Here is a 13,291-nt window from a genome sequence, read left to right as displayed (position 1 = left end):
GTGTGTCAGCGTCCACCAGAGGCGCGCTCTTGGACGCTGACGCACCGCTCAATCGGCGGATCGCTCAGCGCTCGCGCAGAATGGCGCGGATTCGGGCCAGCCGTTCGGCGATCGCCGCCTCGGCGCCGTGCTCACCGGGCTCGTAGTAGATCGCGCCGTCGATGTCGTCGGGCGCATACTGCTGGCCGACGACCCCACGAGCGTCGTCGTGCGAGTAGACGTAGTCGTGACCATGTCCCAGCTTCTTGGCACCGGCGTAGTGCGCATCACGCAGCGCGGGAGGGACGGGACCGACCTTGCCGGCTTGAACGTCGGCGATCGCGGTTCCGATTGCGGTGTAGGCGGCGTTGGACTTGGGTGCCGTCGCGAGCGCAATGACTGCGTGGGCCAGCGTGATGCGAGCCTCTGGGAAGCCGATCATCGCCACGGCCTGTGCAGCCGCCACGGCCGTCGGGAGGGCGGTCGGGTCGGCCAGCCCGATGTCTTCGCTTGCAGAGATCATCAGGCGCCGCGCAATGAACTTGGGGTCTTCCCCCGCCTCGACCATGCGCGCGAGGTAGTGCAGGGCCGCATCGACATCGGAGCCGCGGATCGACTTGATGAACGCGCTGATGACGTCGTAGTGCTGATCGCCCTCACGGTCATAACGCACCGCTGCCTTGTCGACCGCGAGCGCCGCGTCGTCGACGCTGATCGCGGTCTTGCCCTGCGTCGTGGCTGCTCCCGCTGCGGCTTCCAGGTAGGTGAGCGCCCGACGGCCGTCGCCGCCGGCGAGGCGTACGAGGTGGTCCTTGGCGTCATCGTCGAGCGTCACGGCGTTGTTGAGGCCCCGCTCGTCTGTGAGGGCTCGATCGATCAGCACGGCAATGTCGTCGTCGGTGAGGCTCTCCAGCGTCAGCAGAAGCGAGCGAGACAGCAGCGGCGAGATGACGCTGAAATGCGGGTTCTCGGTCGTCGCGGCGACAAGGGAGACCCAGCGGTTCTCGACTCCCGGCAGCAGCGCGTCCTGCTGCGACTTGCTGAACCGGTGCACCTCGTCGACGAACAGCACGGTCTCGACGCCGCTGTTGGCCAGCGCCCGGCGTGCTCCCGCGATCACCTCGCGTACTTCCTTGACGCCAGCAGACACCGCAGAGACCTCGACGAAGCGGCGCTCGGTGTGTGCGCTCAGCAACGACGCGATCGTCGTCTTGCCGGTGCCGGGAGGGCCCCAGAGCAGGATCGTCAGCGGCTTGTTGTCGTCGATCATCTGCCGCAGCGGCGATCCAGGCGCGAGCAAGTGCTGCTGGCCCACGAGCTCGTCGAGGGATGTCGGGCGCATGCGTACGGCCAATGGCGCGTTCGCAGACGAGTTGCCGCTCAGGCTGCCCGACGGCAGCGGCACGGGCGCATCCGGTATGTCGAACAACCCGTCGGAGACCATGCTCAGACCCTACGGCGCAGGGGTGACGTCTGCCTTCTTCGGCTCGGGTTTGAAGTCGACGCCGGTCTCCTTGCGCTGTTCGGCCGTGATTGCGGCCGGAGCGCCGGTCAGTGGGTCGTAGCCGCCACCCGACTTCGGGAACGCGATGACCTCGCGGATCGACTCCATGCCGGCGAGCATTGCGGTGACGCGGTCCATGCCCATCGCGATGCCACCGTGCGGCGGGGCGCCGAAGGTGAACGCGTCGAGCAGGAAGCCGAACTTCTCCTGCGCCTCGTCCTCCTCGATGCCCATGATCGTGAAGACGCGCTTCTGGATGTCCTCGCGGTGGATACGGATCGACCCGCCACCGAGCTCGACACCGTTGCAGACGATGTCGTAGGCCCACGCGAGCGCGTTGCCGGGATCGGTGTCAAACGTCTCGAGGTCCTGCGGTGACGTGAAGGCGTGGTGCACGGCAGTCCACGAGCCTGCGCCGACCGCGACGTCACCCGAGGCGACGGCGTCGCTGGCGGGTTCGAACAATGGTGCGTCGACAACCCAGAGGAACTCCCAGGCCGACTCGTCGATCAGGCCGCCGCGGCGACCGATCTCGAGGCGAGCCGCACCGAGCAGGGCGCGCGTCGACTTGGTCGCACCGGCCGCGAAGAACACGCAGTCCCCCGGCTTGGCGCCGACGTGCTCGACGATGCCGGCACGTTCGGCGTCCGACAGGTTCTTGGCCACCGGGCCGCCGAGCTCGCCGTCCTCCTGCACCAGGACGTACGCGAGGCCCTTGGCGCCGCGCTGCTTGGCCCAGTCCTGCCACGCGTCGAGCTGCTTGCGCGGCTGCGAGGCGCCACCGGGCATCACGACGGCGCCGACGTACTCGGCCTGGAACACCCGGAACGGGGTGTCCGTGAAGAACTCGGTGCACTCGACGAGCTCCTGCCCCATGCGCAGGTCGGGCTTGTCGGAGCCGAAGCGACGCATCGCCTCGGCGTACGTCATGTGCGGGATCGGCGTCGGGATGTCGTAGCCGATGAGCTTCCACATCTCGACGAGGATCTTCTCGAACAGTGCGAGCACGTCTGCCTGCTCGACGAAGCTCATCTCGATGTCGAGCTGGGTGAACTCCGGCTGACGGTCGGCGCGGAAGTCCTCGTCGCGGTAGCAGCGGGCGATCTGGTAGTAGCGCTCCATGCCGCCGACCATCAGCAGCTGCTTGAACAGCTGCGGGCTCTGCGGCAACGCGTACCAGCTGCTCGGCGCCAGACGTGCCGGCACGAGGAAGTCGCGGGCACCCTCGGGCGTCGACCGGGTCAGCGTCGGGGTCTCGATCTCGACGAAGTCGTGCTCACCCAGCACCTTGCGGGCCGCGGCGTTGACCTTGCTGCGCAGGCGGAGCGCTGCGGCAGGACCTTCGCGGCGCAGATCGAGGTAGCGGTACTTGAGGCGCACCTCTTCGCCGACCTCCACGTGCTCGTCGATCGGGAACGGCAAGGGCGCCGAGGTGCTGAGGATCTCGACGTCGTCGGCGATGACCTCGATCGCACCTGTGGGGATGTTGGCGTTCTCGTTGCCGTCGGGGCGCTTCTGCACCGTCCCGACGACCTTGATCACGAACTCGGCGCGCAGCTGGTGGGCGACCTCCTCGCGTACGACGACCTGGACGACGCCGGACGCCTCTCGGAGGTCGATGAACGCAACGCCGCCGTGATCGCGGCGACGTGCGACCCATCCGGCGAGGGTGACCTGGTGGCCGATGTGCTCGGCGCGCAGGCTTCCGGCGTCGTGGGTGCGGATCACGTGACTTGCTCCTTGATTCGAGGCTTGAGGTCTTCGGGGGGCGGGGACCAGCTGGTCGGGTCGGCGTCGACCTGGTCGCCGGTACGGATGTCGCGTACGCGATCACCGTCCTCGCCGTTAGCGGGGAACCACACGTAGGGGATGCCGCGGCGCTCGGCGTAACGGATCTGCTTGCCGAACTTCTGCGCTGACGCTGCGATCTCCGTCGGTATGCCGCGCGCCCGCAGCGCGGAGGCCACGGCGGAGCTGGCGGGCCGTGACTCCTCGTCGACCAGTGCCACCAGTACGGCGCTGGGCACCGCGCGGTCTGCGGTGAGCCCTCCGGCGACGAGCGGCACGAGCAGGCGCGAGACGCCGAGCGAGATGCCGACGCCGGGATAGGTGTTCTTGCCGTCGCTGGCGAGCTGGTCGTAGCGACCGCCGGAGCAGATCGATCCGAGCTGCTCGTGGCCCGCCATCCGGGTCTCGAACACCGTGCCGGTGTAGTAGTCGAGGCCGCGGGCGATCCGGAGATCGGCGACGACCTCCACGCCGTCGGCGCCCGAAGCGCCGGTCACGACCTGCAGCAGCTCGTCGAGTCCCTCGTCCAGCAGCGGGTGCGCGACGCCGAGTGCGCGTACGGCATCGACGAACGAGCCGTCGGCGCTGCGAATCTCGGCGAGCGCAACGCACTGCTTGGCCTGCTCGGCGGTGAGACCGGCGTCGGTCTGCAGCAGCTCGAGGATCTTGTCGCCAGGCACCTTGTCGAGCTTGTCGACGATCGGCATGACGGTCGTGGGCTCGGCGATGCCGAGGCCGAGGTAGAAGCCCTCGAGGATCTTGCGGTTGCTGACCTGCAGCGTCAGTGCCGGCACGGGAAGGCCCGACAGCGCCTCGGCCATGACCTGCGCGATCTCCACGTCGAAGTGGAACGCCAGCTCGTCCTTGGCGACGATGTCGATGTCGGCCTGGGTGAACTCGCGGTAGCGACCGTTCTGGGGCCGCTCGCCGCGCCACACCTTCTGGATCTGGTAGCGGCGGAACGGAAACTCGAGCTTGCCGGCGTTCTCCAGCACGTAGCGGGCGAACGGCACCGTGAGGTCGAAGTGCAGGCCGAGACCGGAGTCGCTGTCGCCTTCACCCGCCTGGAGCCGGCGCAGGACGTAGACCTCCTTGTCGATCTCGCCCTTGCGCAGCAGCGTGTCCATCGGCTCGGCGGCGCGCGTCTCGATCGACGCGAAGCCGTGCAGCTCGAACACCTCGCGGAGGTGGTCGAGCACGATCAGCTCCACATTGCGGTCTGCGGGCAAGAACTCCGGGAATCCGCTGAGTCCCGTCATGCGATCAACTCCGCCAAGAACGGATTGGTCGCACGCTCGCGCGCCACCGAGGTCTGCGGTCCGTGTCCGGGCAGCACGACGACGTCGTCGGCAAGAGGCAGCACCCGGTCGCGCAGGCTGTCGAGCATCTCCTCGTGCGATCCACCAGCGAGGTCCGTACGGCCAATCGACCCTGCGAACAGGAAGTCACCGGAGAACATCACTTGCGACACGGCCTCGGGCCCGTCCCAGTCGGCGCGGTAGAACACCGTGCCGGGCGTGTGACCCGGCACGTGGTCGACCGTGAACGTCAGCCCGTCAACCTCGATCTCGGCGCCGTCGACGGCATCGCGTACGTCGGCAGGCTCGCTGAACTCGGGAAGCTCGCCGATGTTGAGCTGCTGGCGCAGCATCGCCGCCGACTCCCCCGAGATGGCCGCCATCGGATCGCTCAGCAGGTGGCGGTCGGCGGGGTGGATCCACACGGGGCAGTCGTACTCGCGCGCAACGTCCTGCGCGCACCACATGTGGTCGAAATGACCGTGCGTCACGAGCACGGCGCCGGGCGTCACGTTGAGCTCCCTGATCACGGTGCGGAGGTCGTCCATCGCGTCCATTCCGGGGTCCACGACGGCACAGCGCGTGCCGGGACCGCGCGCGGCGACGTAGCAGTTGGCCTGCAGCGGACCAGCCGGAAAGGACGTGAGAAGCACGTGCGACAGGGTACGCGAGGCGGCTGGTACGCGGCGACGCTGGCTCGCCCTAGACTGTCGCCCATGAGTTCTGCGCCAACGCATCCCTGGGGTCGCGTCGACGACGAAGGCAACGTCTACGTACGTACCGCCGACGGCGAACGACTGATCGGCCAGTGGCCCGGCGGAGACCCCGCCGAGGCGATGGCGTTGTACGTGACCCGCTTTGAAGGTCTCGAGGTCGAGGTCGACCTGCTGGAGAAGCGGCTCGAGGGCGGGACCCTCTCCCCCGACGACGCCGCCAAGGCGGTGACCAAGGTGCGCGCACAGGTCACCGACGCCCAGGCGCTCGGAGACCTCGACGGACTCGCCAAGCGCCTCGATGCCCTGCAGCCCGCGATCGACAAGCTCCGCGAGGAGCGCAAGGTCGCTCGGGTGGCCAAGGTCGCCGAAGCCCAGGTCGAAAAGACCCGCATCGTCGAGGACGCCGAGAAGATCGCGACCGGCAACGACTGGAAGGCCGGCGCCGACCGACTCCGCGCCCTGCTCGATGAGTGGAAGGTCCTCCCCCGGCTCAGCAAGTCCGCCGATGACGAGCTGTGGCACCGGTTCTCGTCTGCTCGTACGTCCTACACGCGCCGCCGCAAGGCGCACTTCGGCGAGCAGTCCGTGCTCCGCGACGCCGCTCAGGCCAAGAAGGAACAGCTCATCAAGGAGGCCGAGGCCCTGTCCGCCTCGACCGAGTGGGGCGTCACCGCGGGCAAGTACCGCGACCTCATGTCGGAATGGAAGAAGGCCGGATCGGCTCCCCGCAACGTCGAGGACAAGCTCTGGAAGAGGTTCCGCGCCGCCCAGGACGCGTTCTTCACGGCCCGCGACGAGGCCAACGCACTGCTCGATGCGGAGTATGAGGTCAACGCCGAGAAGAAGCTCGTCATCCTGGCCGAGGCCGAGAAGCTGCTCCCGATCAAGGATCCCGATGCCGCTCGCAAGGCGTGGCTCGACATCGCCGATCGCTGGGAGGCCGCCGGCAAGGTGCCCCGCGCCAAGATGGGCGAGTTCGAGGCCAAGATCCGCAAGGTGGAGGACGCCGTACGCGAGGCCACCGAGAGCAAGTGGAAGCGCACCGATCCCGAGAAGTCCGCCCGCGCCGACGACATGATCACCAAGCTCGAGAAGGCCATCGAGGACGCCAAGGCCGAGATCGCCAAGGCCGAGGCCGCCGGTGACGCCAAGAAGCTCAAGTCGGCACAGGACAACCTCAAGTCACGCGAGGAGTTCCTCGAGATGGCGCAAAAGGCTCAAGCCGACTTCAGCTGAGTGCCGCCCTCCCGCGATCACTGGGTGAGGCGGTAGACGTCGAAGACGCCCTCGACGGTACGTACGGCTGACAGCACGTGCCCGAGGTGCTTGGGGTCGGCCATCTCGAAGGTGAACTTCGACTTCGCGACCCGGTCGCGGCCCGTCGACAGCGACGCCGACAAGATGTTGACGTGCTGGTCTGAGATGACGCGCGTGATGTCGCTCAGCAGTCGCGGGCGATCGAGTCCTTCGACCTGCACCGCGACGAGGAACGTGCTCTTGCCGGTGGGCGCCCAGTGCACGTTGACCAGCCGCTCGGGCTGGTGACGGAGCTCGACGAGGTTGAGGCAGTCCGTACGGTGCACCGAGACCCCGGCGCTGCGGGTGACGAACCCCTCGATCGCATCGCCCGGTACAGGGGTGCAGCAGCGGGCGAGCTTGATCATCACGTCACCGTCGAGTCCTTCGACGACGACGCCGGCGTCGCGGGTGAGCGTACGAGGCTGCTTCGTGCCGATGCCCGGCATCGAGGTGGCCTCGGCGAGGTCTTCTTCGGCGCCCTCGCGTCCACCCGCGAGGTCGATGACCCGCTCGACGACGTTCTGGGCGCCGGCGTTGCCCTCGCCCACCGCCGCGTAGAGGCCTGAGATGTCAGCGAGGTTGAGCTCCTTGGCGACGGCGTCGAGGGTGTCGTGCTTGAACAGCCGGTGCAGCGGCAGGCCCTCCTTGCGCATCTGCTTGGCAATCTGGTCCTTGCCGCGCTCGATCGCCTCTTCGCGGCGCTCCTTGGTGAACCACTGGCGGATCTTGTTCTTGGCACGTGGGCTGACGACGAAGTCGAGCCAGTCACGACTGGGTCCGGCATCCGGCGACTTGGAGGTGAAGATCTCCACGACGTCACCGCTCTCGAGCTCGGACTCCAGCGAGACCAGCCGGCCGTTGACGCGGGCGCCGATACAGGCATGGCCGACCTCGGTGTGCACCGCGTACGCGAAGTCGATCGGGGTGGCCTTGGCCGGCAGCTGGATCAGGTCACCGCGCGGCGTGTAGGCGTAGACGCCGGCGTTGTTCATCTCGAATCGCAGCGAGTCGAGGAAGTCGACCGAGTCCTCTGTCTCGGACTGCCAGTCGAGCAGCTCGCGCAGCCACAGCATGTCGTTGGTGTCGGGCGCCTTCTCGCCGGTCTTGGCCATGGCGACGGCGTCTTCCTTGTACTTCCAGTGCGCCGCCACACCGTACTCGGCGCGCCGATGCATCGCGTTGGTGCGGATCTGCAGCTCGACGGCCTTGCCCTGCGGGCCGATCACCGTGGTGTGCAGCGACTGGTACATGTTGAACTTCGGCACCGAGATGTAGTCCTTGAACCGTCCCGGGATCGGGTTCCAGCGAGCGTGCAGCACGCCCAGCACGCCGTAGCAGTCGGCCACGGTGTCGACCAGGATGCGTACGCCGACGAGATCGAAGATGTCGGCGAACTCGCGACCGCCGACCAGCATCTTCTGGTAGATCGAGTAGTAGTGCTTGGGGCGGCTGGAGACCGTGGCCTTGAGCTTGACGTGCCGCAGGTCGGACTCGACGTCCTTGACCACGCGCTCCAGGAACTCCTCGCGCGACGGAGCCCGGTCTGCGACCAGCCGGACGATCTCGTCATAGACCTTGGGGTGCAGGGTCGCGAATGCGAGGTCTTCCAGCTCCCACTTGATCGTGTTCATGCCGAGCCGGTGCGCCAGCGGAGCGAAGATCTCGATCGTCTCGCGGGCGATGCGCTCCTGCTTGTCCTGACGGAGGTAGCGCAGCGTACGCATGTTGTGAAGGCGGTCGGCGAGCTTGATGACGAGCACGCGGATGTCACGGCTCATCGCCACGACCATCTTGCGGATCGTCTCGGACTGGGCCGAGTCGCCGTACTTGACCTTGTCGAGCTTGGTCACGCCATCGACCAGACGTACGACTTCGTCGCCGAAGTCCTTGCGCAGCTCCTCGAGGGTGTAGTCGGTGTCCTCGACGGTGTCGTGGAGCAGTGCGGCGCACAGGGTCGGCGCGGTCATGCCGAGCTCGGCGAGAATCGCGGCCACGGCCAGCGGGTGCGTGATGTAGGGATCGCCGCTCTTGCGCTTCTGCCCCTCGTGCATCCGCTCGGCGATGTCGTAGGCCTTCTGGATCGACGCGACATCACCCTTGGGGTGGGTGTTGCGGTAGACCTTCAGCAGCGGGTCGAGGACCGGATCGGGTGAGCCGGACTTGCCGCCGATGCGGGAGAGCCGGTTGCGGACGCGCGCCGACGTCGGTGCCGAGTCAGATCTTGACGCGGCAGGAGGTGTCTCGACGCGATCAGCCACGAACTCTCCTCACTCAGACCTCGGAAGAACGGTGTCTTCCCATGGTAGGCCAGCAGGGCCAACCGGACTCCTAGGAGAGCATGCCCTCGACGAGGGTTGCGGCCGCCGCGAGGACGAGGACGGCGACCAGTGTGATCGCCACGATGCGTACCTGACGGGGGTTCATGCCGACCGATTGTGTCAGTAGGTGTGCAGCGCGCTGCAGCCGACGGGCTGCAACCGCTCCTGACCACCCAGGGCGAGGAGCTCGATCAGCACGAGATTGCCTGCCACCTGGGCTCCTGCTTGCTGGACCAGGTCGGCAGCGGCGAGCATCGTGCCACCCGTGGCGAGCACGTCGTCGACGACCAGCACCCGGTCGCCGGCATGGAGCGCGTCACGGTGCATCTGGAGCTCGGCTGAGCCGTACTCGAGGTCGTACGTCGTGGTGAACGAGCTCGACGGGAGCTTGCCCGCCTTGCGGACCGGGACGAAGCCCGCGTCGAGCCCCAGGGCGATCGCCGGCGCGAAGATGAACCCGCGCGCCTCGATGCCGAGGACCGCGTCGATGGGCCCAGAGGCGCGCGCCAGCTCGACCAGCGCGTCGATGACCGTGCGCAGGGCGTCAGGCTCGGCCAGCAACGGCGTGATGTCGCGGAACGTCACACCCGGCACCGGCCAGTCCTCGATCGGTCGCACGAGGCGATCGATCAAGGCACTGACCGGCCGTGGTTCGGTGGTGTGGTTCACCCAGTCGCGGAGTTGAGGTCGACCTTGCAGACCGACTTGGCGTGGGTCTCGATCGCCTTGGAGGCCTTCTCGAACTCGGCGCTGCTGAGCTTCTGGAAGGTCGTGACGAGTCCGGCAAGCTTGGCCTGGTCGACGCCGTCGGGGAGCTGGCCCGAGGCGAGCTTGTCGAAGTCCTCGATCTTGATGCCGGCGTCCGCAAGGCCGTCCTCGACGGTCTTGATCGCTCCGTCGAGCGTCTTCCACTCGGCCTTGACGTCGCCGGGTGCTTCGTCGGCCAGCTTGTGGAATGTGGTGAAGGCATCGCCGACCGACGCGGTGTCGCCGGAGTCGAGGCTGCCGAACGTCGCCGCCGCGGCCTTGATGTCCTTGCAGTAGTCACTGCCGCTGCCGCCACTGCCTCCTGAGCCGCCGTCACTGCCGCCGCACGCGGTGAGGACACCGCCGAGAAGCACGGTGCTCGCAATCGCCAGGGGGATCTTCATGTGGTGCCCTCCATCACGCGCGACGCCATGGGGTGGGAGTCGCTGGTGAACCCAGCATGCCACGCGCGCTCGTGGCTCAGGAACCGCCCTTGCCACGCTGGGATCGCGGTTTGCGACTCGGCTGCGACCGCTTGGACGCGGCCGACGTCGTGGTCGGTCGCTTGGGCGCAGGAGCCGCTGCAACCGCAACGGGTGCGTCGGCTTCCTTCTCACGTCGACCGAGAACTTTCGCGGTGTGAGCCTTGATGGCCGGCTCGCGATCCTTCAGCTGAGCTGCCAGCGGCGTGGCGATGAAGATCGACGAATAGGTGCCGGCGAGCATGCCGACGAACAGCGCCAGGGCAAGGTCTTTCAGCGGTCCGGTGCCGAGGACGGCGACGCCGACGATCAGCAGGGCTGCCACCGGGAGCAGTGCGGTGATCGAGGTGTTGATCGACCGTACGAGCGTCTGGTTGAGGGCCAGGTTGGCCTGCTGCGCGTAGGTGCGCGTCGTCGACTTCAGGATGCCCTTGGTGTTCTCGCGCACCTTGTCGAACACGACCACGGTGTCGTACAGCGAGAAGCCGAGGATCGTCAGCAGACCCGTCACCGTCGCCGGCGTCACCTCGAAGCCGGTCCACGCATACACGCCCACCGTGATCACGAGGTCGTGCGCCAGGGCCACGATGCCCGCGACGGACATGCGCCACTCACGGAAGTAGGCCCAGATGAAGATCACCACGAGCACGAGAAACACGATCAAGCCGGTGAGCGCCTTGTTGGCGACCTGTTTGCCGTACGTCGGGCCGATGAGGTTCTGACTGACCTCGGTGGCCCCCGCGTCGACCAGCGACTCCTTGATCTTGGTCGTCTGGTCCTGCGTCAGCGGCTTGGTCTGGATGCGGATGAGCTCGGCTCCACCGCCACCTGACGTCGTCACGGTCGGGTCACCGGCCTGCGGGACGGCGGCCTCCTCGACGGCGGTACGCATCGCGTCGGCCGTCTTGCTGTCGGCCTTCTGCACCGTGGCGGTGAACTCGACGCCACCCTTGAACTCGACGCCGTAGTTGAAGCCACGAGCCAGGAGTCCGGCGGCCGCAGCGACGACGATGATCGCCGAGATGGCGTACCAGAGCTTGCGTCGCCCGACGAAGTCGAACGAGATGCGACCTTCGTACAGGTGCTGTCCGAACGTGCTGATTCGGCCCATCAGTTTGCTCCCCTTCCAGGGGTACTGCCGTCGGTGGCGCTCGTCGAGGCGCGAGCGAGCTCGCTGACCTTGCGGCCCGAGATGCCGAGGTGCGCCGCATCGAGCCCGGAGAGCTTGTGGCCCTGACCGAAGAACTTCGTGCGCGCGAGCAGCGAGACCAGCGGCTTGGTGAACAGGAAGACCACGAAGATGTCGATGACCGTGGTGAGACCGAGGGCGAACGCGAAGCCGCGCACGACACCGATCGCAAAGATGAACAGCACGAGCGCAGCCAGGATCGACACGCCGTCAGCGGCCAGGATCGTCGTCCTGGCCCGCACCCAGCCGGCCTCCACGGCGAGCCGCAGCGACTTGCCCTCGCGGACCTCGTCACGGATGCGTTCGAAGAACACGATGAACGAGTCGGCGGTGATGCCGATCGCCACGATGAGTCCGGCGATACCCGGCAAGGTCAGCGTGAATCCCACGGACTTGCCCAGCAGCAGCACCGCGGCATACGTCATGGCAGCCGAGACCAGCAGCGATCCGACGGCAACCAGTCCGAGTCCACGGTAGTAGAGCAGCAGGAACACGACCACGAGGATCATGCCGACGAGGCCGGCGACGAGGCCTGCCTTGAGCTGGCTGCCGGCGAGGGAAGGACCCTCCTCCGACACGCCGTTGAGGCCGAACGTGAGTGGCAGGGCGCCGTACTTGAGCTGATTGGCGAGGTCCTTGGCGGACTTGGCCGTGAAGTTTCCGGAGATCTGCGACGTGCCGTCGGTGAAGTGCCCGTTGGTGGTCGGCGCGCTGATCGTCTCGCCGTCCAGGACGATCGCGAAACGGCTCGCCGGTGAGTTGCCGGCCTGGGTCTGGGCGTAGAGCTGGTCGGTGATCTTGTCGAAGGCCTTCTTGCCCTCACCCTTGAGCGCGAGCGCGACGACCCACTGCACCTGCTGCTGCGGAATGACCGCGTTGGCGCTCTTGACCTGGGTTCCCTCGATGACGGTCGGGCTGAGGATCTGCACCTCGCCGGTCTTGGGGTCACACGTCACGAGCGGCCTGTCGGCCACGTCGTCGACCTCGATCTTGCCGGGATCGCAGACGAATCCAGCGAGGACCTTTTGCAAGGAAGCGATGCCCGGCTGGAACTCCTTGGGCAGTGAGGCGACGCCCTGCGTCTCGGCCTTGATCATCTGGTCCAGCGTGAGCTTGGACCAGTCGAGGTCGTCGACGATCTTCTGATCGGCGGCGGTGTCGGTCGCGGCAGTGGCGCTCTGGCCGGTGCCCCACAGCAGGCGGAACCGGAGCTGGGCCGTCTTGCCGACCTGGTCGACGATGTCGGCGCGCTGCTGGCCGGGGATCTCGACGATGATCTGGTTGCCACCCTGCGTGGTGACCTCGGCCTCGGTGACTCCGGTGCCGTTGACGCGCTGGTCGATGATGTCGCGCGCCTGGCTCAGCTTGTCTGCGGTCACCTTGCCGGAGTCGGCCTTGGCCTCGAACGTGATGCGGGTGCCGCCCTGCAGGTCGAGCCCGAGCTTGGGCTTCCACGCACTGTCGTCGCCCTTCTTGCTGGTGGCGTCGAGGAGCGCGACGAGTCCGTACGCCGCGACCAACGCCGCGAGGAACAGGACCAGGGTGCGCCTGGGGCGGGGCAGGTTGGTGTTGCGGTTCTTGGGGGCGGCCATCAGTCGTCGGCACCCGCGGCGGTGTCGGCCGGGATGACCCGGGCGACGGCCTGTCGGTTGACGGTGACCACAGTCTCTGGCGCGATGCGCAGCTCGATCGTGTCGTCGCCGATCGACGCGATCTCGCCGAAGATGCCACTCGCGATCATGACCTTGGTGCCGACCGCGAGCTCGTTCTGCGTCTTGACGAACTCACGCTGACGCGCACGGGCTGGTCGGATGATCAGCAACCAGAAGATCAGGACCAGGAACAGCAAGGGCAGGAAATCGACCCAGTTGGACACGGGAGTGCTCCAGTACGAGTGTTGTGGGAACCGCCGAGGACGGTCGGGCCGGGAGGGCCAACGGGTAGTTTAGCCCCGGAGCGGCGTCACCTCGA

At 67.3% G+C, this 13,291-nt stretch carries 11 protein-coding genes; 1 reads left to right on the top strand and 10 read right to left on the bottom strand.

The window, feature by feature from the left end; all coding sequences use genetic code 11:
* Positions 1-64: 64 nt before the first annotated feature.
* The 4 genes from ABD683_RS15725 to ABD683_RS15710 are packed head-to-tail and all read right to left on the bottom strand — an operon-like array spanning position 65 to position 5,222.
* The gene (locus ABD683_RS15725; protein ID WP_344771015.1) at positions 65-1,423 is read right to left on the bottom strand and encodes a replication-associated recombination protein A; all 1,359 of its coding nucleotides are present in this window, start codon (positions 1,421-1,423) and stop codon (positions 65-67) included.
* 9 nt (positions 1,424-1,432) lie between these two features.
* Positions 1,433-3,211 (bottom strand): aspartate--tRNA ligase, encoded by a 1,779-nt coding sequence (aspS, locus tag ABD683_RS15720; RefSeq protein ID WP_344771014.1) that lies wholly within the window; start codon positions 3,209-3,211, stop codon positions 1,433-1,435.
* Positions 3,208-4,530, bottom strand: a complete 1,323-nt coding sequence (gene hisS / locus ABD683_RS15715; protein ID WP_344771013.1) for a histidine--tRNA ligase — start codon at positions 4,528-4,530, stop codon at positions 3,208-3,210. Before hisS ends, aspS begins: the two co-directional genes overlap by 4 nt.
* Entirely contained in the window at positions 4,527-5,222 is a 696-nt protein-coding gene (locus ABD683_RS15710) for an MBL fold metallo-hydrolase (protein ID WP_344771012.1), read from the bottom strand. The genes hisS and ABD683_RS15710 overlap by 4 nt, the downstream gene beginning before the upstream one ends.
* A gap of 63 nt (positions 5,223-5,285) precedes the next feature.
* On the opposite strand from ABD683_RS15710, the gene ABD683_RS15705 reads away from it, so the two are divergent.
* Positions 5,286-6,521, top strand: a complete 1,236-nt coding sequence (locus tag ABD683_RS15705) for a DUF349 domain-containing protein (protein WP_344771011.1) — start codon at positions 5,286-5,288, stop codon at positions 6,519-6,521.
* Between the two features lie 17 nt (positions 6,522-6,538).
* On the opposite strand, the gene ABD683_RS15700 is transcribed toward ABD683_RS15705, so the two are convergent.
* The 6 genes from ABD683_RS15700 to yajC all read right to left on the bottom strand — a co-directional run bounded on the left by ABD683_RS15700 (position 6,539) and on the right by yajC (position 13,196).
* A complete protein-coding gene (locus ABD683_RS15700; RefSeq protein WP_344771010.1) occupies positions 6,539-8,842 on the bottom strand; it encodes a RelA/SpoT family protein in 2,304 nt (767 codons plus the stop codon).
* Between the two features lie 180 nt (positions 8,843-9,022).
* Positions 9,023-9,535, bottom strand: a complete 513-nt coding sequence (locus ABD683_RS15695) for an adenine phosphoribosyltransferase (protein ID WP_344771009.1) — start codon at positions 9,533-9,535, stop codon at positions 9,023-9,025.
* A 32-nt stretch (positions 9,536-9,567) separates the two neighbouring features.
* Positions 9,568-10,053 carry a hypothetical protein gene (locus ABD683_RS15690; RefSeq protein WP_344771008.1) on the bottom strand — a complete coding sequence of 162 codons (486 nt, stop codon included), beginning with the start codon at positions 10,051-10,053 and terminating at the stop codon, positions 9,568-9,570.
* Between the two features lie 76 nt (positions 10,054-10,129).
* Positions 10,130-11,242, bottom strand: coding sequence for a protein translocase subunit SecF (gene secF / locus ABD683_RS15685; protein WP_344771007.1), 1,113 nt, complete (start codon positions 11,240-11,242; stop codon positions 10,130-10,132).
* Complete coding sequence (gene secD, locus ABD683_RS15680; RefSeq protein WP_344771006.1) at positions 11,242-12,912, bottom strand: protein translocase subunit SecD; 1,671 nt, start codon at positions 12,910-12,912, stop codon at positions 11,242-11,244. Before secD ends, secF begins: the two co-directional genes overlap by 1 nt.
* Entirely contained in the window at positions 12,912-13,196 is a 285-nt protein-coding gene (gene yajC, locus ABD683_RS15675) for a preprotein translocase subunit YajC (RefSeq protein WP_344771005.1), read from the bottom strand. Before yajC ends, secD begins: the two co-directional genes overlap by 1 nt.
* Positions 13,197-13,291 lie beyond the last annotated feature (95 nt).

It is taken from the genome of Aeromicrobium panaciterrae (assembly GCF_039537165.1).
Taxonomy (GTDB): domain Bacteria; phylum Actinomycetota; class Actinomycetes; order Propionibacteriales; family Nocardioidaceae; genus Aeromicrobium; species Aeromicrobium panaciterrae.
This window is presented reverse-complemented; position numbering and strand designations above follow the sequence as displayed.

Bases quoted from the DNA above. Each gene is read 5' to 3' on its own strand.
- ABD683_RS15725 (WP_344771015.1), bottom strand. From the start codon at position 1,423: ATGGTCTCCGACGGGTTGTTCGACATACCGGATGCGCCCGTGCCGCTG.
- hisS (WP_344771013.1), bottom strand. From the start codon at position 4,530: ATGACGGGACTCAGCGGATTCCCGGAGTTCTTGCCCGCAGACCGCAAT.
- ABD683_RS15705 (WP_344771011.1), top strand. From the start codon at position 5,286: ATGAGTTCTGCGCCAACGCATCCCTGGGGTCGCGTCGACGACGAAGGC.
- ABD683_RS15690 (WP_344771008.1), bottom strand. From the start codon at position 10,053: ATGAAGATCCCCCTGGCGATTGCGAGCACCGTGCTTCTCGGCGGTGTC.
- secF (WP_344771007.1), bottom strand. From the start codon at position 11,242: ATGGGCCGAATCAGCACGTTCGGACAGCACCTGTACGAAGGTCGCATC.
- secD (WP_344771006.1), bottom strand. From the start codon at position 12,912: ATGGCCGCCCCCAAGAACCGCAACACCAACCTGCCCCGCCCCAGGCGC.